The organism is Rhizobium sp. ZX09 (genome assembly GCF_017357485.1).
Taxonomy (GTDB): Bacteria; Pseudomonadota; Alphaproteobacteria; order Rhizobiales; family Rhizobiaceae; genus Agrobacterium; species Agrobacterium pusense.
The window spans coordinates 463,834-485,690 of the sequence record NZ_CP031363.1 but is presented as its reverse complement, the minus strand read 5'-3'; the positions used below and the strand labels follow the sequence as shown (position 1 = coordinate 485,690).

General features: G+C 60.2%; 21 protein-coding genes. 9 read left to right on the top strand and 12 right to left on the bottom strand.

Going from position 1 to position 21,857, the window contains the following annotated elements; all coding sequences use genetic code 11:
• Positions 1-107: 107 nt before the first annotated feature.
• Positions 108-1,637 (bottom strand): MDR family MFS transporter, encoded by a 1,530-nt coding sequence (locus BTN45_RS02315; protein ID WP_006700017.1) that lies wholly within the window; start codon positions 1,635-1,637, stop codon positions 108-110.
• 141 nt (positions 1,638-1,778) lie between these two features.
• Between BTN45_RS02315 and BTN45_RS02310 the strand changes: the two genes are divergently transcribed.
• Positions 1,779-2,294, top strand: coding sequence for a MarR family transcriptional regulator (locus tag BTN45_RS02310; protein ID WP_004440484.1), 516 nt, complete (start codon positions 1,779-1,781; stop codon positions 2,292-2,294).
• An 82-nt stretch (positions 2,295-2,376) separates the two neighbouring features.
• The gene (locus tag BTN45_RS02305) at positions 2,377-3,036 is read left to right on the top strand and encodes a glutathione S-transferase family protein (protein WP_207588788.1); all 660 of its coding nucleotides are present in this window, start codon (positions 2,377-2,379) and stop codon (positions 3,034-3,036) included.
• 146 nt (positions 3,037-3,182) lie between these two features.
• Here the strand turns inward: BTN45_RS02305 and BTN45_RS02300 are convergent, their stop codons facing one another.
• Entirely contained in the window at positions 3,183-3,803 is a 621-nt protein-coding gene (locus BTN45_RS02300; protein WP_207588787.1) for a glutathione S-transferase family protein, read from the bottom strand.
• Positions 3,804-3,937: 134 nt separating this feature from the next.
• Complete coding sequence (locus tag BTN45_RS02295) at positions 3,938-4,936, bottom strand: asparaginase (RefSeq protein WP_207588786.1); 999 nt, start codon at positions 4,934-4,936, stop codon at positions 3,938-3,940.
• Between the two features lie 73 nt (positions 4,937-5,009).
• Here BTN45_RS02295 and BTN45_RS02290 point away from each other — a divergent pair, with 73 nt between their 5' ends.
• Positions 5,010-5,762, top strand: a complete 753-nt coding sequence (locus BTN45_RS02290) for a DUF3750 domain-containing protein (RefSeq protein ID WP_207588785.1) — start codon at positions 5,010-5,012, stop codon at positions 5,760-5,762.
• A 4-nt stretch (positions 5,763-5,766) separates the two neighbouring features.
• On the opposite strand, the gene BTN45_RS02285 is transcribed toward BTN45_RS02290, so the two are convergent.
• Positions 5,767-7,110, bottom strand: coding sequence for a chloride channel protein (locus tag BTN45_RS02285; RefSeq protein WP_207588784.1), 1,344 nt, complete (start codon positions 7,108-7,110; stop codon positions 5,767-5,769).
• Positions 7,111-7,254: 144 nt separating this feature from the next.
• Here BTN45_RS02285 and BTN45_RS02280 point away from each other — a divergent pair, with 144 nt between their 5' ends.
• Both BTN45_RS02280 and BTN45_RS02275 read left to right on the top strand, forming a co-directional pair.
• Complete coding sequence (locus tag BTN45_RS02280) at positions 7,255-7,527, top strand: YlcI/YnfO family protein (protein WP_207588783.1); 273 nt, start codon at positions 7,255-7,257, stop codon at positions 7,525-7,527.
• Positions 7,524-7,823, top strand: coding sequence for a type II toxin-antitoxin system RelE/ParE family toxin (locus BTN45_RS02275; RefSeq protein ID WP_006700010.1), 300 nt, complete (start codon positions 7,524-7,526; stop codon positions 7,821-7,823). Before BTN45_RS02280 ends, BTN45_RS02275 begins: the two co-directional genes overlap by 4 nt.
• Positions 7,824-7,826: 3 nt before the next feature.
• Here the strand turns inward: BTN45_RS02275 and betA are convergent, their stop codons facing one another.
• From betA to betI, 3 genes are all read right to left on the bottom strand, one after another.
• Complete coding sequence (gene betA, locus BTN45_RS02270; protein WP_207588781.1) at positions 7,827-9,476, bottom strand: choline dehydrogenase; 1,650 nt, start codon at positions 9,474-9,476, stop codon at positions 7,827-7,829.
• 225 nt (positions 9,477-9,701) lie between these two features.
• Positions 9,702-11,183 carry a betaine-aldehyde dehydrogenase gene (betB, locus tag BTN45_RS02265; RefSeq protein ID WP_207588780.1) on the bottom strand — a complete coding sequence of 494 codons (1,482 nt, stop codon included), beginning with the start codon at positions 11,181-11,183 and terminating at the stop codon, positions 9,702-9,704.
• 11 nt (positions 11,184-11,194) lie between these two features.
• On the bottom strand, positions 11,195-11,815 hold the full coding sequence (gene betI / locus BTN45_RS02260) for a transcriptional regulator BetI (RefSeq protein WP_207588778.1): 621 nt from the start codon (positions 11,813-11,815) through the stop codon (positions 11,195-11,197).
• Positions 11,816-12,186: 371 nt separating this feature from the next.
• On the opposite strand from betI, the gene BTN45_RS02255 reads away from it, so the two are divergent.
• From BTN45_RS02255 to BTN45_RS02245, 3 genes are all read left to right on the top strand, one after another.
• The gene (locus BTN45_RS02255; protein WP_022555776.1) at positions 12,187-12,423 is read left to right on the top strand and encodes a type II toxin-antitoxin system ParD family antitoxin; all 237 of its coding nucleotides are present in this window, start codon (positions 12,187-12,189) and stop codon (positions 12,421-12,423) included.
• Between the two features lie 168 nt (positions 12,424-12,591).
• Positions 12,592-14,394 (top strand): EAL domain-containing protein, encoded by a 1,803-nt coding sequence (locus BTN45_RS02250; protein ID WP_004440459.1) that lies wholly within the window; start codon positions 12,592-12,594, stop codon positions 14,392-14,394.
• Between the two features lie 87 nt (positions 14,395-14,481).
• Positions 14,482-15,495 (top strand): NAD(P)H-quinone oxidoreductase, encoded by a 1,014-nt coding sequence (locus tag BTN45_RS02245; RefSeq protein WP_072494121.1) that lies wholly within the window; start codon positions 14,482-14,484, stop codon positions 15,493-15,495.
• A 665-nt stretch (positions 15,496-16,160) separates the two neighbouring features.
• Here BTN45_RS02245 and BTN45_RS02240 read toward each other — a convergent pair.
• The 5 genes from BTN45_RS02240 to BTN45_RS02220 all read right to left on the bottom strand — a co-directional run bounded on the left by BTN45_RS02240 (position 16,161) and on the right by BTN45_RS02220 (position 20,846).
• A complete protein-coding gene (locus BTN45_RS02240) occupies positions 16,161-17,201 on the bottom strand; it encodes a sulfate/molybdate ABC transporter ATP-binding protein (RefSeq protein WP_006700005.1) in 1,041 nt (346 codons plus the stop codon).
• A gap of 11 nt (positions 17,202-17,212) precedes the next feature.
• The gene (gene cysW / locus BTN45_RS02235; protein ID WP_207588776.1) at positions 17,213-18,085 is read right to left on the bottom strand and encodes a sulfate ABC transporter permease subunit CysW; all 873 of its coding nucleotides are present in this window, start codon (positions 18,083-18,085) and stop codon (positions 17,213-17,215) included.
• Entirely contained in the window at positions 18,078-18,935 is an 858-nt protein-coding gene (gene cysT, locus BTN45_RS02230) for a sulfate ABC transporter permease subunit CysT (protein WP_006700003.1), read from the bottom strand. Before cysT ends, cysW begins: the two co-directional genes overlap by 8 nt.
• 199 nt (positions 18,936-19,134) lie before the next feature.
• The gene (locus BTN45_RS02225) at positions 19,135-20,160 is read right to left on the bottom strand and encodes a sulfate ABC transporter substrate-binding protein (protein WP_004440447.1); all 1,026 of its coding nucleotides are present in this window, start codon (positions 20,158-20,160) and stop codon (positions 19,135-19,137) included.
• A gap of 245 nt (positions 20,161-20,405) precedes the next feature.
• Positions 20,406-20,846: an Rrf2 family transcriptional regulator gene (locus BTN45_RS02220; protein ID WP_004440445.1), complete on the bottom strand. Its 441-nt coding sequence runs from the start codon at positions 20,844-20,846 to the stop codon at positions 20,406-20,408.
• 204 nt (positions 20,847-21,050) lie between these two features.
• Here BTN45_RS02220 and BTN45_RS02215 point away from each other — a divergent pair, with 204 nt between their 5' ends.
• Positions 21,051-21,833: a phosphoadenylyl-sulfate reductase gene (locus BTN45_RS02215; RefSeq protein WP_207588773.1), complete on the top strand. Its 783-nt coding sequence runs from the start codon at positions 21,051-21,053 to the stop codon at positions 21,831-21,833.
• The last annotated feature ends 24 nt before the right edge of the window (positions 21,834-21,857 follow it).

Sequence of the window (21,857 nt, the reverse complement as noted above, 5' to 3'; positions counted from 1 at the left end):
AGAGTTATTTCAGCCCAAGGACTTGGGCTGGCTGGATACCGGCTCAAGGCCGGTATGACGGATGAGAGGTTTCAGCGAGAACCAAAGGTGACAACTGTCGGCCGCCCCTACTCCCCCGCCACTTCCGCGGGCTTCGCCTCAACCGCCGCCGGTAGCCGCACCGGTTTCAGCATCAGCGCCGCGGCAAGGCCGATGGCAGCGGTTGCGGCGGCCGCGAAGAACAGCGGCGTAAACGCATCCGAGTAAAGCGAGGCGACGGCGGCCTGGGAGGCTGCGGGCAGTTCCGAGAGGATTTTCGGCGTCAGTTCCTCGATTTTGCCGACGCCGGGAATATCCACCGCCACACCCTTGAGGCTTGTGGATACGATGGCGCCATAGACCGAGATGGCGATGGCAGCACCACCCATGCGGGTCAGCGTTACCGCTCCGCTTGCCGCACCGATGTCAGCCTTGGGGGCCGAGTTCTGCACGCCGATGATCGGAGCCTGCTGGCCGAGGCCGACTGCGAAACCCTGCGCCAGCATCAGCACCGCGATCAGCCAAAGCGGCGTTCCCGCATGCATCTGCGTGAAGAGCAGCATGGCGATGACGTTGATTGTCAGGCCCGCAACCGAGAAGGGCTTGTAGACGCCGGTGATCGAAATCAGCCGTCCGGCCGAAAGCGAACCCATGACGATGCCGCCGGTGACCGCGATGAAGAACAGGCCGGCATGGGAGGGGGAAAGGCCGGTGGTCGTCTGCAGGAACAGGGCATAATAATTGACCATGCCGATGCCGATGCCGCCGCTGGTCAGCGAAACGATCATCAACAGCGGAAAGGTGCTGTCCTTGAAGAGACGCAGCGGCACCACCGGTTCCGGCGCGCGCCGCTCCACCTGCACCCAGAGGAACGCGGCGATGACGGCGAAGGCGATGATGCCGAGGCTGGGGGCCGCGATGAGCGAGCCGAACAATTCGCTGCTGTCCGCCCAGAAGACCACGCTGGCAATGGTGGCCGCCAAGAGGACCGCACCGAGATAATCGATCTTCGGCTGGCGCGCCGGGCGTCGGTAAGGCAGCATCAGCGCCAGACCGGCAATAACGATGATGCCGAGCGGCAGATTGATCAGGAAAATCGACCGCCAGCCAAAGAGATCACTCATCGTGCCGCCGAGGATCGGGCCGACACTGCCCGATGCCATGATGGTGAGGCTGGAATAGCTCTGGTAACGGGCGCGTTCACGCGGTTCGAACAGATCCGCATTGACGGAAAAGATCGACACCATGATGCCGCCGCCGCCAAGGCCCTGCAACACGCGGGCAGCAATCAGACTGTCCATCGACCATGCCAGCCCGCAGGCGAGCGAGCCGAGCGTGAAGATGACGACCGCCGCGATCATCACATATTTCCGGCCGAACAGATCGCCGAGCTTACCATAGACGGGCATGACCGCGCTGGTCGCCAGCAGATAGGCAGAGCCGATCCAGCCGAAACGCTCCAGCGCGCCGAATTCACCGACGATGGTGGGCAGTGCCGTCGACACGATCTGGTTATCGAGGGTCGCCATGAACATGGCCAGCATCAGAAACAGAAAGACGATGAGCCTGCGGCGATGATCCGACACAAGCGGCGCCACGGGGGCGGTGGACATATCCATGAAAAATCTCGTTGGCTTCAGGCAGATTTGCTGTGACAATTTGTGTGCTATCAGCATATATATGTCAATGGCAAGTTTTTGACATCTGTGCTATTGCCGCTAAACGTGATCGGAAAACAGCATCGAAAGGGACGATGAAGCGTGGCGACTGAGGAAAACTGGAACGAGGATCTGCCCGAGGACATCAAGCGGATCGGCAATACGATGACGCGCATGCGCATCATGATCGGCCGCCGCATCATCGGCCGCATGGCGCTTGCCAGGCTCGCTCCAGGTCTCGAACTTTCCCATATCGACGTGCTCGACATTCTGCGCCGGGCGGAGGGCGATGTGACCGTGGGCGCGATTGCCGAGGGTATGCGCATCGATCCCTCACGCGGCAGCCGTGTGGTGGCGGATATGGTGGGACGCGGCCTGCTGAAACGCGGCGTTTCCCAGCAAGACGCCCGCCGCAGCATCGTAGAGATCACCCCGCTCGGCACCAGTCTCTTGCAGGAAATGCGTCGGACCAAGATGAGCGTCATCGAGGACGTGATGGATGGATGGCCCGCGGAGGATGTGGAGACATTCGCACGCCTGTTCGAACGCTTCATCGACCGTTTCGAATGCCGGCTCTCGCCCGATACAGACCTCCTCCCGGATCAGAAAAAATCATAGTTGGCGCTGCGATCCACAGCTTCACTTTAGGAGGGCTAGACCGTAACTTGCCGCCATCTGACAGGTTGAAGGGGTAATTTCGATGTTGACGATTTACGGTGTCTACCGTTCCCGCGCCACACGCACATTATGGCTGGCGGGCGAACTCGGCATAGAATTCAAGCACGTGCCTGTGATACAGGCCCGCCGTCTTGCCGATCCGCTGGCTGCGGATGCGCCGCTCAACACGCTTTCTCCGCACTTCCTGGCGGTCAACCCGATGGGCACCATTCCCTGCATCGAGGATGACGGCATGGTGCTTTACGAATCCATGGCCATCAATCTCTACCTCGCCCGCAAATATGGCGGACCGCTTGCGCCGATCGATCTGAAGGAAGATGCGGCGATGCTGCAATGGTCCTTCTTTGCCGCGACCGAAGTCGAGACGAATTCGCTGAAGATTTCCTCCGCCATCGCCGAAGGCCTGTCGGAAAGTGATAGCGGCAAGGCCGTGATCGATGTTGCCAGCCGCCTGCTGAAACGCCCCTTCCGGGTGCTGGAGCAGCATCTGTCCAGTCATGATTATCTGGTGGGCGATCGCTTTACCGTCGCCGATCTCAACGCGGCGGAAATCGTTCGTTACGCACAGGGCCACAAGCCGCTGTTCGACGCCCATCCAGCTCTGAAGGCCTGGCTGGATCGTTGCCAGGCCCGCACGGCGTTCAAGACGATGTGGGATACGCGCGCGGCCGAGGCGGCCTGAGCGGTTAAGCCCCTTACCCCTGATGCCAGACCTGATCCGGCATCCAGCCAGCCCAAGTCCTTGGGCTGAAAGGACCCTTCTCGCCGCGCAGACGCGCGTCGGCTGGATGCCGGCTCAGGGCCGGAATGACGGAAATACTAAGCCTTTCAGCCCCTCTCCCCCGCGAGCGCGCGCTGGACCGCCGGCCGGTCGTTCATGCGGCGGAAGTGGTCGTGCACCTTGGGGAAACGGGCAATATCCACGCCGTCGCTTTCCAGCCATCCGGACATGACGAAAAGATAGGGATCGGCCACGGAATAGGCAGTGCCGAGAACCCATGGGCCACGCAGCATGCCGTGCTCGATCAGTTCGAAGCATTCACCCATGGTCTGCGGCACCTTGGCCTTCATATCCTCAAGCGAGCTATCCTTGCTCGCCCAGCGACTGCCGCGACGGCCGTGGGCATGGGCGACATGCACCGTCGAAGAAATGAAGGCGTTGAAGGACTGCATCAACGCGAATTCGAAGGGATCGTCCAACGGCGCGAGTTTCTTCTCAGGCACCATCTGGGCGATAAAGGCGAGGATGGCCGGCGTCTCCGTCAGCACGCCGCTTTCCGTCGCCAGCGCCGGCACGCGGCCCTTGGGATTGATCTTTAAAAATGCCTCGGAGCGTTGCTCGCCTTCCGCGAAATTGACGCGGTGGGCCTTGTAAGGCAGGCCGGATTCCTCAAGCACGATATGGCTGGCGCGGGAGCAGGAACCGGGGGAGAAAAACAATGTGAACATGGATATGCGACCTCCAAAGCAATGAAGCGCCCGCTTCTTCCTCATGCGGGCGCCGCCCCGCGAGGGCCATGGGGTGGCCATCACGCGCGGGGCGCGTCATCATCGTGCCGGCAAACGGCCGCGTCAAAGGTTATTTAGAGACCGACGACCCTGATATCGCCGACATGGATGCCGTTCCAGTTGCGCATCTGTTTGTTTGCCATGCCGCTCAGCGCCTGTTGTTCGGCACTGCCTTCGTCGAAATAGCGGGCGAGCAATGCAGAAACCATGGCTTCCGCCGCACGCGTCGTGCCGTCTTCGCATTTCACCGCCATGGCGATGCCCTTTTCCGGCATGGCGGCGACGAAGACGCCCTCCGCGCCGGTCTTGGCGAAAATCTTGCCCGGCGCGATCTGCATCAGCTTCGTGCAGGCGCGGCCGGTGCCTGCCACATAGAAGGGTTCTGCCATGCACGCCTCCATGAGCCGGCGCGAGGCGCTCGCCCGGCCGGCTTCCAGCCCCCTGCCCGTCGCCATCTTTGCGAAACCATGTGCCAGCCCTTTGAGCGGCACCGCATAGGTCGGGATGGAGCAGCCGTCCACGCCGCAATTGTCGTGACCCAGCGCAGCACCCGTCAGGCTCTCCATCGTCGCGCGGATTTCCTGCTGCAGCGGGTGGTCATAACCGACATAGCCCTTGGGGTCCGTTCCGGTATGACAGCAGGCGCAGATGAAGCCTGAATGTTTACCGGAGCAATTATTGTGAAGCGCCGTCGGCTTTTCCAGCGTGCGGGCCTGATGGATGATGGTTTTCTGGTCGGAGGACCAGTGCGCGCCGCATTCCAGCGTATCCACATCCCTGCCCGCCTTGGCGAGCATAGAAGCGGCAAGTTCCGCATGTGCGTCCTCGCCGGAATGGGACGAACAGGCAAGCGCCAGCTCGCGGCTGCCGAAACCATAGGCGTCCGCGGCACCGCTTTCCACCAGCGGCAGGGCCTGCATGGCCTTGCAGGCCGAACGCGGGAAGATGCCACGTTCCAGATCTCCCGTGGAAAACAGCACGCCGCCATCGCCATCCACCACCACCGCAAGGCCCCTGTGGCGGCTTTCCACGAGATTGCCCCTGACGACTTCGACGGTAACGGAATTGTTCATTCTCTCAGCCTCAAAAAATTCTGATTTCATGTGGTTGATAGCGCAATTGATTTTTCGATGCACGGGGCTGCCGGTGAAATTTGCAAAACGTCTGTTACTGGCGATTGCCATCATCTACCTGCTGCCGGCACTGGCATCGGCCGGACTGTGGGCCATTAAGGACCACCCGCGCGGCTGGAATGCCGCCAGATGGTCATCGTCAGGCATGCTGCCGGCGGCTTCGAGCGACGGGCAAGCCGCCGTCTACGTCTTTTCCGCCATGACCGGCGGCTTCAAGGGCTCGGTCGCCAGCCATGCCTGGGTCGTGTTGAAAAAGCCGGGCGCTACGAGCTATGACCGTTATGACAAGGTGGGCTGGGGCACGCCGATCCGCCATAATGGATATGCGGCGGACGCCTATTGGTATTCCAACATGCCGCGCCAGGTGGTGGCCATTCACGGCGCAGAGGCGGAAAAGCTGATCCCCAAGATCGAAAAGGCGATTGCCGATTATCCCTATGGCAAGCCGGGCGGCTATCGCATCTATCCCGGGCCGAACTCCAATACCTTCGTCGCCCATGTGCTGCGCAGCGTGCCCGAACTCGGCGTCGTGCTGCCGCCGGACGCGGTCGGCCGCGACTATCTGCCGGACGGTGCATTTTACCACGTCGCCGACGATTGGAAGGATGCGAGCGTTTCGCTCGGCGGCCTGTTCGGCATTTCGGCGGGTGCGCGCAGCGGCTTCGAGATCAACTTCCTCGGTCTCGTGGCCGGCATCGATTTCGCCCGGCCGGGCGTGAAGATACCGGGGCTCGGTTATTTCGGCGTGGCGGGCATCCGCGCTTAAGCCGTCACGTTTCGTTAACCTGAGCGGCGCGTCTGGCGCGGATGCTCTGGGCGATGAAGACCCGTGAGAGGCCGTGATAAAGCGGTTCGCGAGAGAAAAGCCGAGACGTCAGATATCCCAGCATCGATGCGGCCATGATGGGTATGACGCCTTCATGATTACCGGTCATTTCGAGGATGATGACGAAGGCTGTCATCGGCGCCTGCACAACGCCGGCAAAATAACCCGCCATGCCGACGATGGCGCCAAGGCCGATGCTGGTGCCGAGCAAGCTCGCCATGGTGCTGCCGAAACCCGCACCGACCGACAGAGACGGCGCGAAAATGCCGCCGGGGATGCCGGACATCATGGCAAGGAAGGTCGACGCCAGCTTTTCAATGAAGAAGAATGTGGGCGCGGCCTCGCCTTCAATGGCGGCGCGCGCCTGTTCGTAACCGGTGCCGAAGGTTGCCCCGCCTGTCGCGATGCCGATGATGGCAGAGGCAAGGCCGCAGGCGGCGGCAACCGCCAGCATCCGCTTAAGCGGCATCGTCTGGGCGAAACGACGGATACGCGCGGAGAGCCGCAGCGCCCCGGCACTGAACAGCGCGCCAAATGCACCACCGCCGACACCGCAGACAAGCACCAGCAGCCAGTCCATCGTCGTTTTTGCCATGACCGAGCTGGTGCCGAAGTAAGTATAGCTGCCGACCAGAGCCAGCGAGGCGAGGCCCGACAGGATAACGGCGGTGAGCACGAGACCGTTGGCGCGGGATTCATAAGTCTTGCTCATTTCCTCGATGGCGAAGACGATGCCTGCGAGCGGCGTGTTGAAGGCCGCCGCAATGCCCGCCGCAGAACCGGCGAGGATGAGGCCCTTGGCCTGCGCCATGCCGCCCCAGCGGGCGGCCTGCAGCATGATCGAGGCCCCCACCTGAACCGTCGGCCCCTCACGGCCAATGGACGCGCCGGAGAGCAGACCGGCGACGGTGAGAACCACCTTGCCGAAAGCAAGCTTCAGCGACAGAAGCCGCGAACGATTCGCATCATCCCGCAGGTGCCGGGCGGCGATGGCCTGCGGAATGCCGCTGCCGCCGGCATTGGGGAAAACCGTGATCGCGAGCCATGCGCAGAGCGTAAACCCAAGCGGCGTGATGATGAGCGGCAGCAGAAACGCCCATTCGCCTGAGGACGTGGCCGCGAAGAAGAGGTGCTGGGCGCGATCCGCTGCCCAAGCGAAACCGACGCTGATAAGGCCGACGGCAATCGCGCCAATCCAGAAAACCGCCCTTGGCTTCCAAATCCGCCATGAACCCCAGACAACACGGGAACGGCGGAGCATTTTCAGCTTCTTGTAATCGACAGGCATGGCGGTCCAGATCGGTGATTTCAGTCATTGTCGGGCGGAAGCCTTTTATCGGCCTGCCAGCCGGCGATTGCAAGTTTTGCATTTGACTCGTTGCAATAGATGGCCGATGCTGCGCGTCGCAAATGCAACGCATGGAGAGACAAGATGAAAACCGCAACTTTGCCTTCGCTGCGTGTCACGGCAGATTTCCGCGAGGCGGCAGAAAGCGTTCTGAAGGACGGCGAGACGCTGTCGTCATTTGTCGAGGATTCGGTCCGCAGGCAGGTGCAAATCCGCAAATCGCAGGCGGAGTTCATTGCGCGGGGGCTGGCGTCGCTTGAGGAATCCAGACGCACAGGAATCTTTTATTCAGCTGAGGAAGTGCATGCGGAACTACGCGCTATGCTGGCGGCCAAAAAAGCCGAGCGTAACAAATGACATTCAAGCTCCGGTACACAATTGCAGCCAGAGCGGATATAACGAGACTATACAATTTTCTACTGGAGAAGGATTTTTCGACGGCGGAGAAAGCTATTGATCGGATTATTGCCACCGTCGATGGACTGAGCGAGTTTCCCTTCGCCACACGCAAAGCACCGGGAGAGAACGCGCTCTTAAGGGAACTGCTCATTCCGTTTGGGTCCTCTGGTTACATCGCCCTCATTCAAATCGAAGATGCCGAAACGGTCTCCATCCTCGCGATCCGCCACCAGCGCGAGGACGATTACTATTGACCTTCACCGGTCGCTGACTGCCGCTCGCGGGTTTACCCACGGCTCCTGATTGGAGCGCGGCAGCGGGGTTTTGCCGAGAATGTGGTCCGCGGCCTTTTCGCCCGTCATGATCGAGGGGCCGTTGAGGTTACCATAGGTCACGTGCGGGAAGATCGAGCTGTCTGCGACGCGCAGGCCGTCGACACCGATCACGCGGCATTCGGGATCGACAACCGCCATCGGGTCGTTTCTGTCGCCCATGCGGCAGGTGCCGCAGGGGTGGTAAGCGCTTTCCAGATGCTCGCGCAGGAAGGCATCGATCTGCTCATCGGTCTCGATATTTTCACCGGGCTGGATTTCCGGGCCACGGAATTCGTCGAATGCTTTCTGGCCAAAAATTTCGCGCGTGAGGCGCACGCAGTGGCGGAATTTCTCCCAATCCTCGGGGTGGCTCATATAGTTGAAACGAATGACCGGCTCATCTGAGGGATCCGCGGAGCGCAAGGTGACGTTGCCGCGCGATTTCGACAGGTTGTAGCCGACATGCGCCTGAAAACCATGGCTTTTCGCCGCCGCCTTGCCGTCATAGGAGATGGCGACGGGCAAGAAATGATACTGGATGTCAGGTTGCTTGAGCCCGGGGGCGGAGCGCAGGAAGGCGCAGGCCTCGAACTGGTTGGAAGCACCGAGGCCGCCTTTCGACAGCAGCCATTGCGCACCGGCCACACCCTGCCAGAACCACGGAAGCCACGAATAAAGCGAGACCGGCTTGGTGGAGACCTGCTGGAAATAAAACTCCATATGGTCCTGGAGATTGGCGCCGACGCCGGGGCGATCCGCCTTCACCTCGATGCCCATGTCTTTCAGATGGGCGGCGGGGCCGATGCCCGAGAGCATCAGCAGCTTCGGCGAATTGAAGGAGGAGGCCGAAACGATGACCTCGCGACCGGCCTTGATGGTTTCCACCACGCCCCTGCGCTCGATTTCGACTCCCACGGCGCGGCCGTTCTCGATGACCACCTTGCGGGCAAAACCGTTGACCAGCGTGACATTGCCGCGCTTCAGCGCCGGTTTGAGATAGGCATTGGCGGCGGACCAGCGACGGCCATCGTGAATGGTCTGCTCCATCAGGCCGAAACCTTCCTGTTTGGAGCCGTTATAGTCATCCGTCAGTTCAAACCCCGCTTGGGCGCCGGCCTGAATGAAGGCGTGAAAGAGGGGGTTATTGACCGGCCCGCGCTGTACATGCAGCGGCCCATCCGTGCCACGCCAGCCTTCCTCGCCGCCATGGCTGTGTTCCATGCGCTTGAAGTAAGGCAGCACATCCGCATAGGCCCAGCCCTGCGCGCCAAGCTCCTCCCAGCGATTGAAATCCTCTGCATGGCCGCGCACGTAAACGAGGCCGTTGATGGAGGACGAACCGCCGATGACCTTGCCTCGCGGGGCAGTGATGCGGCGATTATTGAGGTTCGGTTCGGGCTCGGAGAGGTAACCCCAATTGTAGCGCTTCATGCTCATCGGCCAGGCGAGAGCCGCCGGCATCTGGATGAACGGGCCGAAATCGGAACCGCCGGCCTCTATGACGATGACGGAATAGCGACCATCTTCCGACAGGCGGTAGGCGATGGCGGAACCTGCGGAGCCGGAGCCGACGATGACGTAATCTGCTTGCATTGTTTGCTCCACTTGGGGCTTTGGTTCCGATGAATGTATTGGGGTGGGTTCACCCCCCTCTGCCCTGCCGGGCATCTCCCCCTCAAGGGGGGAGATCGACTCGTGGTTGGGTTCAGCCCATCTCAACGTTTGCGAATGGAGCGGTGGTAGCGCCGCTTGCCGATCTCCCCCCTTGAGGGGGAGATGTCCGGCAGGACAGAGGGGGGTGAACCCACCCACTGAACCTCAATAAGGCGCTTCCACCTTCCCCGTGCTCACATAAACCGTCTTCAACTCGCTATAATGCTCCAGCGCCGACGCCGAATTCTCGCGGCCGAAGCCGGATTGCTTGGAGCCACCGAAGGGGATTTCCACCGGGCAGAGATTGTACGTATTGATCCACAGCGTGCCCGCCTCCAGCTGATCCACTACGCGGTGGGCGCGGGCGAGATCGGCGGTGAAGACGCCGCCGGCCAGCCCGAATTCGGTGGCGTTGGCGCGGGCGAGAACCTCTTCCTCGTCATCAAAATCCAGCACACACATGACGGGCCCGAAGATTTCCTCGCGGGCGATCGTCATGTCGTCGGTCACGTCGGCGAACACGGTGGGCTGCACATAAGCGCCCTCGCCCGCGACATTGTTGGGGATGCCACCGCCGGTGATGAGCGTCGCACCTTCCGCCTTGCCCTTTTCGATATAACCGAGAACCTTCTCCTGCTGGGCCTTGGAGACCAGCGGGCCGAGATGGGTGGCGTAATCGAGGGGATCGCCGAGGATCATCGCTTCCGTGCGGCTTTTCAGGTTTTCAAGGAAGCGGGCCTTCGCCTTTTTCTGCACGAAGACACGCGTTCCGTTGGAGCACACCTGCCCGGAGGAGTAGAAATTGCCGAGCATCGCACCGCCGACGGCGCTTTCGATATCGGCATCATCGAAGACGATCAGCGGCGACTTGCCGCCCAGTTCCATCGTGACATGCTTCAGATGCCCGGCGGCAGCGGCGGCCACCTTGCGGCCGGTCGGCACCGAGCCAGTAAGCGAGACCTTCGCCACATCCGGGTGATTGACGAGCAGCGGCCCCGTATCACGATCCCCCTGAATGACATTGAACAAGCCTTTGGGCAGACCCGCTTCGATAAGGATTTCAGCAATCTTCAGCGCGCCGAGCGGGGTGTTTTCCGAAGGCTTGAAGACCATGGCATTGCCGGCGACGAGCGCAGGCGCGGCCTTCCAGCAGGCGATCTGCTGCGGATAGTTCCACGCGCCGATACCGACGCAGACGCCGAGCGGCACACGTTTCGTATAGGCGAAATCGCCGCCGAGCGGGATGTAATCGCCATTCAATGCTGATGGCGCGATGCCGCCGAAAAATTCGAAGGCATCCGCACCCGAGGTCGGATCGGCGACGATGGTTTCCTGAATGGGCTTGCCGGTATCCAGCGTTTCCAGCGTCGAAAGCGCCTCATTGCGTTCGCGCATGATATCGGCGGCGCGTTTGAGGATGCGTCCCCGCGCCATGGGGCTCATTGCCGCCCATTCCTTCTGGGCGCGCTTGGCCGAGGCGATGGCACGCTCGACAATCGCCGGCGTTGCGGCGTGAAGCCGGGCGATGATCTCGCCGGTTGCGGGGAAGATGCTGTCGAACGGCGTGCCTGTATTATCCTCGACATAATCGCCGTCGATGAAATGCGAGGCTTTCGGCTGCGCCCTGAGCGGCGTGGCGATGGTCATGTCGAAGTCTCCTAGAGAATGCGGATGGACGGCTTGGCGCGCTGTCCATCGGGAAAGGATCTGAGCTGCATGTCGAAATAGTCTTCGACCAGCGCCGGTGCAGAAGCGAGGCCGAGCGGGGCGGAACGCAGGCTGTGCCTGATATAAAGCCCGTCGATCAGCGCCGCCGCCCCTTCTGCAATGCGTGCGGCATCATCGGGCGGGCAGAGCCGGTTGAGGCTTGCCATGAGGTTGGAGCGCAGGCGGCGGGAATAAATCACCAGCAGCCGGCGGGTTTCTTCCGAGCGCTGCGCCTCAACGTAAAAGGCAAGCCACGCCGCCACTGTCTCCGGCGTGAACTGGTCGCTCTGGAAGGAGACATGAACGATGGCGCTCAGCCTTTCGCGCGGGCCGGAAGCACGGGTCAGCGTCGCCACCGCATCACGCCTGAGATCACGCAGCAGGCTGCGAATGGTCTCCAGCAGGAGCTGCTGCTTGCTGCCGAAATAATGATGCGCAAGCGCCGCCGACACCCCCGCTTCCCGGGCGATGTCAGACATTGTCACATTCAACGAGCCATGGTGGCCTATGGTGCGCAGCGCCGCATCCACAAGCGCTTTTCGGCGCAGAGGCTCCATTCCGACCTTGGGCATGACGATCTCCTTGAGGGCGGCAAAATATTCTTGATTGACTGATCAATCAATAAAAAATGCGCCATTCCGTGTCGCTATTTTGCTGTAAATCAATTCTTTCTCATCGGACGGACCCTGGTTTCGGCAATGGCCGGCGCGTGAGGATCATCTTTCATGCTCCCGGCGCGGTCACGGGGGAAAAACTAAACCGTGATATACTGCGAATTGGGAATGGAACACGTTCCGTGCTAATATCCCAGCTGATACAAATTTCGCTGGAAGCGGCGCCAGACGAAAGACAATAAAAACGCCCGCCCTAGACCACGACGGCAGCCGATACCCATCCGGGCATCGAATGACCGTTCGCAGTGTTTAAAGAAGGGAGTGATATCATGCCAATGGTGACAGTATCGATTTCCCCGGAACAGGCAGCGAGAATGCGCGAAGCCGTCAATTGCGGGGCTTATGCATCCGGTAGCGAGGTCGTCAGGGAAGCGCTGCGATTATGGGCGGCGTCTGGCGCACACGGTATGGGCGCGAAGTCCAGGGAACCCGTGGAAGCCGACCGGGAGCGGGTGAACGTGGCTGATCTCTATGCCGCGCACTCAGGACATGTCCGCCGGGCGTGAGGCCCGGTTACTACCCCATATATCAAGGGGGTTGCAACAAAACGTTCATCAAAGCTTCACAGACGTGAAAGCTTTTGTTGACCTGTAATCTGCGATTGTTCGCCGCAAAAGAGAAAGGCTCTCCTTACCTCAGCCACGGAAGGAAAGCCGTAATAGCGGAGAACAGAAATGCAGGCCGTTACGCTGGAAAACGATGCCGTAAGGCGATTTGCCTCCGGGCACATGTTTCCCATGGCGAAGCTCGTGCTGGAAACCGCGTTTCAGCCGATCGTCGAGGCGACGACGGGCACTATTTTCGGTTATGAATCACTCATGCGCGGCCACGACCGGCTCGGGTTTTCCGATCCGCTGGCGCTTCTCGACCAGGCGGCGCAAGGCGGCGAACTCAAGGCTTTCGAGCAGATGCTGGCGAGCCGCGCGCTGGCGAAATTCTCCACCCTGCCTGACTTCTCCTCCGCCACCCTGTTTCTCAACCTCGATGTGCGGCTGATCGCGCAGGGCGACGCCATTCTCGACAAGCTTGTGGGCCATCTGGCGCGCGCGGGTATTCCCCCCTCCTCCATCTGCTTCGAGCTTTCCGAACGTTTCGACAATACAAGCGTCCCCGAATTCACGACGCTGATTGCCCGCATGCGGAAAGAGGGCTTCAAGCTGGCGATCGACGATTTTGGCGCGGGACACGGCGAGATGAAGCTTCTGTGCGATTTTCCGCTGGACTATCTGAAGATCGACCGTCACTTCATCACCGGCGTCGATCATCTGCCGCGCAAGCAGCATCTTGTCCGCAGCATCGTCAATATTGCCCATGTTCTGGGGGTGCGGGTCATTGCCGAGGGCATTGAAACAGAAGCGGAGTTCCTGACGTGTCGCGAATTCGGCGTCGACCTGGTGCAGGGCTGGCTGATCGCCAGGCCAACGGTCTTCACCAGCGAGTTGCCGGAGAGCTTTCCCCACATCAACCGCATCGGCGTGGCGCGGCGCAACAGCCAGACTCTGGATGAAATCCTGATCCGCCGTGAAATCGAACGACTTCCCACCGTCTTCGAACATGACAGCGTCGACAGCGTCTTCGAGCTCTTCCGGAGAAACCCGCAGCAGGCGTTTTTTCCGGTTCTCAATGCCAACGGCGAACCGCGCGGCGTCATCAACGAATATCACCTCAAGGAATACATCTACCGACCCTTTGGCCGTGACCTGCTCAAGAACAAGATCTATGAGCGCACCATCTCCCATTTCGTCGACGCCGCGCCGATCGTCGGTCTCGATGCCGATGCCGACCAGTTGATGAACATGTTCGCCAGCATGGGCGGCAGCGCCTGCATCATCCTGACCGAAAACATGCGTTACGCCGGCATCGTTTCCGCCGCTTCGCTGATCAAGGTCATCAATGAAAAGCAGCTGAAGATGGCGCAGGACCAGAACCCACTGACGGCATTGCCGGGCAACCGCGCGATTGGCGGCTTCATCGCCGACCGCTGCAGCGACGGCGACGAGACACGTTTCTTCTGCTATTGCGACTTCGACAACTTCAAACCCTTCAATGACAAATACGGCTTCAACGCCGGCGACCACGCCATCACCCTGTTTTCAGCCCTGATGCGCCGTTACTTTTTTGCCGGCGACTGCTTCCTCGGACATATTGGCGGTGATGACTTCTTCATCGGCGTGCGCGACTGGGCGGTGGAAGACCTGACGGAAATACTCGAGCGGCTGCTCAGCGATTTTCACGACGATGTCGCGGAACTGTATTCGGCCGAAGATCGTGAGGCGGGCTGCATGAAGGGCCAGGACCGGCACGGCAATGAGCGGGACTTCGCGCTGCTGCGCTGTTCCATTGGCGTTCTAAGCTTGCCCAAAGGATTGATCATCGCCAATCCCGAGCGCATCGGCAGCGAGATCGCGGGTGTGAAGGCGGCTGCGAAGGAAAATGACAGCGGCCTCGTCATCCGGGTCTTCGGCGAGACAAATTGACACCAGTGACAAACGGCCTTCTTCCCTAAGCGGCGCATCTGACCTACATCTTCAGGCGACGCCGATAGTGAGGAGTTGCCCCTGACCATGCCCGACCCCAAGACCCTGCCCGAAAAAATGCGTTTCATCGACCTTCCCTCGCATGGCGGTCCGGAAGTGATGCGTCTTTCGCAAGCGCCTTTGCCGAAGCCCGCGAAAGGCGAGGTTCTGGTGAAGGTCGAGGCAGCAGGCGTCAACCGGCCGGATGTCGCGCAGCGCCAGGGCACCTATCCGCCACCGAAGGATGCAAGTCCGATCCTCGGCCTTGAAATCGCCGGAGAGGTTGTTGCGCTTGGCGAAGGCGTCGATGAATTCAATCTTGGCGACAGGGTCTGCGCGCTCGCCAATGGCGGCGGTTATGCGCAATATTGCGCCGTTCCCGCGGGGCAGGCCCTGCCCTTCCCCAAAGGCTACGACGCCGTCAAAGCCGCAGCCTTGCCGGAAACCTTCTTCACCGTCTGGGCCAATCTCTTCCAGATGGCGGGCCTGACCGAAGGTGAAACCGTGCTCATCCACGGCGGCACCAGCGGCATCGGCACGACGGCGATCCAGCTTGCCAAAGCATTCGGCGCGGAAGTTTATGCCACGGCGGGCTCTGCGGAAAAATGCGAGGCCTGTGTGAAGCTCGGCGCCAAACGGGCGATCAATTACCGCGACGAGGATTTCGCCGAAGTCGTGAAATCCGAAACCGGCGGCAAGGGCGTCGATGTCGTTCTCGACATGATCGGTGCTGCCTATTTCGAAAAGAACCTTGCGGCGCTGGCCAAGGACGGCTGCCTGTCCATCATCGCCTTCCTGGGGGGCGCCGTGGCCGACAAGGTCAACCTCACGCCGATCATGGTCAAGCGCCTGACCGTCACCGGCTCCACCATGCGCCCGCGCACGGCGGACGAGAAACGCGCCATCCGTGACGATCTCGTGGATCAGGTCTGGCCGCTGATCGAAAGCGGCCAGGTCGCACCGGTCATCAACCGCGTCTTCACACTGGATGAGGTTGCGGAAGCGCACCGGCTGATGGAAAGCAGCAGCCATATCGGCAAGATCGTGATGCGGGTCGACTAGGTGCTGCAGAGTAAGTTCTCAGTTAGCCCTCTTGCATTACTCACGAATCGTACTACCTTCTAGTTATGTTCAACGTATCGGAAGGAGGTGATCCAATGTCTAGTGAGATTTCGGTCTCTGGTGCAGGCAATGGAAAGGGTGTGTTTTCGACGGGGCAGCCCTCGTTGTAAACCTCTTCTGCCTTCGGAACGTTGAGAAACAGTCCCGGGTCTGTAAACAGGACCAAACTCATGGAAGGGTCGCTCAGGCGGCCCTTTTCCGTTTCTGCGTATTGCTTCGACTATCGAGAAATCTGCGCCTCGAGTGCAGGTGCGGTTCTCTCGCGACGAGAAAATCTCCTTAATCAGATTGCAGTTCACCGCCGTTGAAACCATCGACGGTTCTGGGTGTCGTTACCCCCCTCTGTCCTGCCGGACATCTCCCCCTCAAGGGGGGAGATCGTTCCGTGGCGAGGTCTCGCGCATCTCGGCGGTTGGAAATGAAGTGGCAAGAAAGCCTCCTGCCGATCTCCCCCCTTGAGGGGGAGATGTCCGGCAGGACAGAGGGGGGTAACGACACCCAGAACCGTCGATGATTTCAACCGTGGTGTAACGTGGAATCGGAGTAAACGTGGCGCGCGTTAGAAAGCGACAAATCATCGACCGTCAAATGCGGTCACCTCTTCCTTATTTCTTCCCGAACACCTTCCACCGCGTCGGGCGGAACCGCAGTTCGGCACCCACCGCCACGGCGGCGTTGAGCGGCACTTCGATTTCGAGGTGGTAGGGTTCATGGCCGTTATTGGCGATGTCGATTTCGGCGATGCGGGTGCCCGCCAGGCGCCGACAGGTGGTGACCTTGCCGTAAAGCGCGTCCTTTTCGTCCGTCAGCACCACGTCTTCCGGCCGGAAGAACAATTCGCCCTCGCCTGCGCCGCTTTCGTTGACGCCTATGCTTTCGCCCTGGAACAGCACATGGCCATCACGGATGGTGACCGGCAGGCTGGAGGATTCGCCGATGAAAGAGAAGACGAAGGGCGAGTTCGGCGTGTCGTAGACGTCATCGGCGGTGCCGACCTGCTCGATCTTGCCTTGGCTCATGACCACGACGCGGTCCGCCAGTTCCAGCGCCTCTTCCTGATCGTGGGTGACGAAGACGGTGGTGTGGCCGGTGCGGTCGTGGAATTCACGCAGCCAGCGGCGCAACTCCTTGCGCACCTTGGCATCAAGCGCACCAAAGGGTTCATCGAGAAGCAGCACCTTCGGTTCGATGGCGACGGCGCGGGCGAGCGCCACCCGCTGGCGCTGGCCACCCGAGAGCTGCGAGGGGTAGCGTTTTTCAAGCCCGGAAAGGTGCACCATGTCGAGAAGCTCGGACACGCGCTTGCGGATTTCCGCTTTTGGCGGACGCTTGGCGGAGGGTCGCACCTTCAAGCCGAAAGCAATGTTGTCTGCCACCGTCATGTGGCGAAACAGCGCGTAATGCTGGAAAACGAAACCGACATTGCGCTCCTGCACGGTGCGATGCGAGGCGTCTTCGTCGCCGAAGAAAATCTGGCCCGTCGTCGGCTGCTCAAGACCGGCGATGAGACGCAGCAGCGTCGTCTTGCCGGAACCGGAAGGACCAAGCAGCGCGATCAGCTCGCCCGAGCGAATGTTGAGCGATACGTCGTTCAGCGCCGGAAAGCGATCAAACTGCTTGGTGATGCCGGAAACTTTCACTTCCATGAAGATGCCTTTCAATGCTTGCCGGCTGCGTTGCCCGCGCCAAAGCGTATTTCGAGAATGGTTTTGAGAACGAGGGTCACCAGAGCCAGACCGGCAAGCAGAGTCGCAACGGCGAAGGATGCGCCGATATTGTACTCATTATAGAGTATCTCGACATGCAGCGGCATGGTGTTGGTCTCGCCGCGAATATGGCCTGACACCACCGAGACGGCGCCGAACTCGCCCATGGCACGGGCGTTGCAGAGCAGCACGCCATAAAGCAGGCCCCATTTGATGTTCGGCAGCGTGACGTACCAGAAGGTCTGCCAGCCGGATGCGCCAAGCGAAATCGCCGCCTCCTCGTCACCATTGCCCTGATCCTGCATCAGCGGGATCAACTCGCGCGCGACAAAGGGAAAGGTGACGAAGATGGTGGCGAGCACGATGCCCGGCACCGCAAAGAGGATCTCGATGCCGTAACTCTTCAGCCATGGGCCGAGCACGCTGTGCGAGGAAAACAGGATGACGTAGACCAGACCTGATATGACCGGAGAGATCGAGAATGGCAGGTCGATCAGCGTGATCAGGAATGCCTTGCCCTTGAACTCGAATTTCGCGATGGCCCAGGCGGCCGCTACTCCAAAAATGAGGTTGAGCGGCACCGAAATAGCGGCGACGAGCAGCGTCAGGCGAATGGCGGAAAGCGCATCCGGCTCGAAAATCGCCTCCCAGAAGCTTTCCGTGCCCTTTCGGAATGCTTCGAAGAAGACCGAAACCAGGGGCAGGACGAGAAATGCGGCGAGGAAGACGAAGGCGATGGCGATCAGTGCCAGCCGCGCTGGCAGGCTTTCGCTGGCGGGGTCGCGGAACGGACGCGGCATGGTGCGGGAAACAGTCTCAGACATAACCGTACCTCTTGCGGCTCCAGGCCTGAATGAGATTGATGAGGAACAGCATGGCAAAGGAGATGATCAGCATGATGGTGGCAATGCCGGTGGCGGCCGCATAATTGAACTCCTCCAGCCGGATGACGATGAGGAGCGGCGCGATTTCCGAGACGTAGGGAATATTGCCGGCGATGAAGATGACCGAGCCGTATTCTCCGACACCGCGCGCAAAAGCGAGCGCAAACCCCGTCAGGATGGCGGGTGTGAGGCTCGGCAACAGAATGCGGGTTATGGTCTGGAAACGATTGGCACCGAGCGTTGCTGCCACCTCCTCCACCTGCCGGTCGATCTCCTCCATCACCGGCTGCACGGTGCGCACCACGAAGGGCAGGCCGATAAAGATCAACGCGATGACGATGCCGGTCGGCGTGAACGCAATCTTGATGCCATAGGGCTCAAACAGCGAACCGACCCAGCCGCGATTGGCGTAGAGCGCCGTCAACGCAATGCCCGCGACCGCCGTTGGAAGCGCAAAGGGAAGGTCCACGATGGCATCCACGAAGCGGCGACCGGGAAAGCGGTAACGTGTGAGAACCCAGGCGACGATGACGCCGAAGACCACATTGACCAATGCGGCGAGGAACGCCGTGCCAAAACTGACGCGCAACGCATTCAGCGTACGGCTATCCGTGGCAATCGCAATGAAATCTGCAAAACCGAGTTTCGCCGTGGACCAGATAAGGCCGCCAAGCGGAATAAGAATGATGAGAAACAGATAGGTGACGGTGTAACCAAACGTCAGGCCGAAGCCCGGTATGACGCTCGACTGCCGCCACTTCCACCTGCTTCCGGAAATATTATTGCTCATCAAGGCTCCGGATAATCTTAGTTTTTGAACATTTCCGGGACAGTCAACCGAGGTCTGCCTGTCCTGGAGGTGCTCTCTGGGAGCCGGTATTCCCCCGGCGCTTATTATAAAGTATCGACCGGCATGGCGTCCGGTCGATCAGGTTCTGATTTGTCTTGTCCCGTGGGACGGGGTGACTACGTTTCACCCCATCATCCGCTTACTTCGCGGGCTTGTAAATCTGGTCGAAGATGCCGCCGTCACCAAAATGTTCCGGCTGCGCCTTTGCCCAACCGCCGAAGATCGGGTCGTCAATGGTGACGAGCTTGATGTCAGGCAGCTGCTTCAGCAGGTCCTTGGAGACAACGGCCGGGTTGGACGGACGGTAGAAGTGCTTGGCCGCAATATTCTGGCCCTCGTCGGAATAGAGATATTGCAGATAGGCTTCGGCTGCCTTGCGGGTGCCCTTGGCGTCGACATTGGCGTCAACCACGGCAACCGGCGGCTCGGCAAGGATCGAGATCGGCGGCACGACGATATCGAAAGCGTCAGCGCCGAATTCCTGGCCGGCCAGATAGGCTTCGTTTTCCCAGGCGAGCAGCACGTCGCCGATCTGGCGCTGTGCGAAGGTTACCGTGGAACCACGGGCGCCGGTGTCGAGGACCGGAGCGCGCTTGTAGAGCTCGCCGACATAGGCCTTGATCTTGTCCTTGTCGCCCTTGAACTCTTCATTGGCCCAGGCCCAGGCCGCGAGATAGTTCCAGCGCGCACCGCCCGAGGTCTTCGGGTTCGGGGTCACGATCTGTACGTCGCCCTTCACCAGATCGCCCCAGTTATGGATGCCCTTCGGGTTACCCTTGCGAACGAGGAAAACGATGGTGGAGGTGTAAGGGGAGGAATTATGCGGCAGGCGGCCGCGCCAGTCCTTGTTGATCTTGCCGGAATTCTGCACGATGGCGTCGATATCGCTCTGCAGCGCCAACGTCACGACGTCGGCTTCCAGACCGTCGATGACCGAACGGGCCTGCTTGCCGGAGCCGCCATGCGACTGCTGGATGGTGACGTCCTCGCCGGTGTCGGCCTTCCACTTCTTGGCGAAGGCTTCGTTGAAATCCTTGTAGAGTTCACGGGTCGGATCATAGGACACGTTCAGCAGCTTGGTCTGCGCCGCGGCCGAGCCAGCTGCGCCAAGTGCCAGTGAGAGGCTGAGCGCGACAACGCTCAAACCGGACAGAAGCTTGGACATCGGTATTCCCTCCTGATTGCGATGGCTTAACTCTACCGGTTGAGTAGAGTTGGTCAATGAGGCCGAATACGATCGAAAAAGTGTTTCCCTTGAGCGTTTCTCCGGGCAACAAATACAGCGCAGCATAAGCGAAAGGCGCAACAAGCGTCGTGTAAAACTTTGCTGAATGCAAAAGCGTTTCACATTTTTGCCGGTTTTTTGCCGCGATGGCGAAAAATATTGAGGTGTTTTAGACGAATTTTTCGTCAGGCCGTCAAAAGCTCGGGCACTTCGACACCCGCCACCGCATCTGCAACGGTGGTGTTGAACAGGATGTTGCGCGTCGCATCGGCCACACGGGCGAAGACGTGGCGGATCTCGCACTGCTTCTCGCCGTCGCAATCCTCGCAGCGGCGATAGGCGGTCTGGGAGAGGCAAGGCAGAGGAGCAAGGGGGCCATCAATGAGCCGCAGCACCTCGCCGAAAGTAATATCATCCGCCGGGCGTGCTAGAAGATAACCACCCTGCTTGCCACGCCGGCTTTCGACAAGGCGTTCCTTCTTCATTTCGAGAAGGATCTGCTCCAGAAACTTTTTCGGAATGGCCTGTTCGCGGGCAATGTCGGAAATCTGCACAGGACAGCCGCCGTCGGCCTTGGCCAGCGAGAGAAGCGCCCTCAGCGCATATTTTGCCTTCTGCGAAATCATCGTAAAACCAGTAGATCACAAGCCCGGATACCCGGCAATCACGGCTTAGCGCAGAAGTTGTCACAATTCAAATCCAGGCTGCGAACAAGGTGAACGGGCATCTTTTGCTCATACTACGCGCGCGAGAGGCATTTTTGCTCTGAAGTGCAGCGCACAAAGACTGTCATTTCTCGTCCAAAGCGCCGATTTCAACAATAATCGGCCATGGAAATCCCGGACGTGACAATGACCATCAATTCAGCAAATGCCTCTGCCGATGCCGCTTCCCTTGATGCCACGCTTGCCGGGCTCGATCTGGCGGGTCGGCTTTCGTTTATCGCCGGCCTTGGCGGGCGCGCGGTCTTCACCACCAGCCTCGGCATCGAGGATCAGGTCATCACCGCGGCGATCGGCACCCACCGCCTGCCGATTGACGTTGTCACGCTGGAAACTGGCCGTCTTTTCAAGGAAACCGTCGATCTCATCGATGAAACCGAGGAGCGTTTCGGCATCGAAATCCGTCGTTTCCGTCCCGAACAGGACGATATAGACGCCTACGCCGCAAAATACGGCCTCAACGGCTTTTACGAAAGCGTTGAGGCGCGTCATGCCTGCTGTCATGTCAGAAAGCTGATCCCGCTCGGCAAGGCGCTTGATGGTGCCGCCTTCTGGATCACCGGCCTCCGTCGCGGCCAGTCGGGCAATCGCGCCACGACGCCGTTTGCCGAATTCGATGCGGATCGCAATCTCATCAAGATCAACCCTTTGGCTGATTGGGATATCGACCTCATCAAGGCGCATGTCGCCAAGGAAAACATTCCCGTCAATCCGTTGCATCAGCGCGGTTACCCGTCCATCGGCTGCGAGCCGTGTACGCGCGCCATCAAGCCCGGTGAGCCTGAGCGCGCCGGACGATGGTGGTGGGAAAACGACGAGAAGCGCGAATGCGGTCTTCACGTCGCCGGTGCGGAGCAGACCTCCGCCGTGTCCGCCATCCCGCAACGATAATCATTCAGTACATTCCCGGAGTTC

Coding starts and splice junctions, on each gene's coding strand:
- BTN45_RS02315 (WP_006700017.1), bottom strand. CDS start 1,637: ATGGATATGTCCACCGCCCCCGTGGCGCCGCTTGTGTCGGATCATCGC.
- BTN45_RS02305 (WP_207588788.1), top strand. CDS start 2,377: ATGTTGACGATTTACGGTGTCTACCGTTCCCGCGCCACACGCACATTA.
- BTN45_RS02300 (WP_207588787.1), bottom strand. CDS start 3,803: ATGTTCACATTGTTTTTCTCCCCCGGTTCCTGCTCCCGCGCCAGCCAT.
- BTN45_RS02295 (WP_207588786.1), bottom strand. CDS start 4,936: ATGAACAATTCCGTTACCGTCGAAGTCGTCAGGGGCAATCTCGTGGAA.
- BTN45_RS02285 (WP_207588784.1), bottom strand. CDS start 7,110: ATGCCTGTCGATTACAAGAAGCTGAAAATGCTCCGCCGTTCCCGTGTT.
- BTN45_RS02280 (WP_207588783.1), top strand. CDS start 7,255: ATGAAAACCGCAACTTTGCCTTCGCTGCGTGTCACGGCAGATTTCCGC.
- BTN45_RS02275 (WP_006700010.1), top strand. CDS start 7,524: ATGACATTCAAGCTCCGGTACACAATTGCAGCCAGAGCGGATATAACG.
- betA (WP_207588781.1), bottom strand. CDS start 9,476: ATGCAAGCAGATTACGTCATCGTCGGCTCCGGCTCCGCAGGTTCCGCC.
- betB (WP_207588780.1), bottom strand. CDS start 11,183: ATGACCATCGCCACGCCGCTCAGGGCGCAGCCGAAAGCCTCGCATTTC.
- betI (WP_207588778.1), bottom strand. CDS start 11,815: ATGCCCAAGGTCGGAATGGAGCCTCTGCGCCGAAAAGCGCTTGTGGAT.
- BTN45_RS02255 (WP_022555776.1), top strand. CDS start 12,187: ATGCCAATGGTGACAGTATCGATTTCCCCGGAACAGGCAGCGAGAATG.
- BTN45_RS02250 (WP_004440459.1), top strand. CDS start 12,592: ATGCAGGCCGTTACGCTGGAAAACGATGCCGTAAGGCGATTTGCCTCC.
- BTN45_RS02245 (WP_072494121.1), top strand. CDS start 14,482: ATGCCCGACCCCAAGACCCTGCCCGAAAAAATGCGTTTCATCGACCTT.
- BTN45_RS02240 (WP_006700005.1), bottom strand. CDS start 17,201: ATGGAAGTGAAAGTTTCCGGCATCACCAAGCAGTTTGATCGCTTTCCG.
- cysW (WP_207588776.1), bottom strand. CDS start 18,085: ATGTCTGAGACTGTTTCCCGCACCATGCCGCGTCCGTTCCGCGACCCC.
- cysT (WP_006700003.1), bottom strand. CDS start 18,935: ATGAGCAATAATATTTCCGGAAGCAGGTGGAAGTGGCGGCAGTCGAGC.
- BTN45_RS02225 (WP_004440447.1), bottom strand. CDS start 20,160: ATGTCCAAGCTTCTGTCCGGTTTGAGCGTTGTCGCGCTCAGCCTCTCA.
- BTN45_RS02220 (WP_004440445.1), bottom strand. CDS start 20,846: ATGATTTCGCAGAAGGCAAAATATGCGCTGAGGGCGCTTCTCTCGCTG.
- BTN45_RS02215 (WP_207588773.1), top strand. CDS start 21,051: ATGGAAATCCCGGACGTGACAATGACCATCAATTCAGCAAATGCCTCT.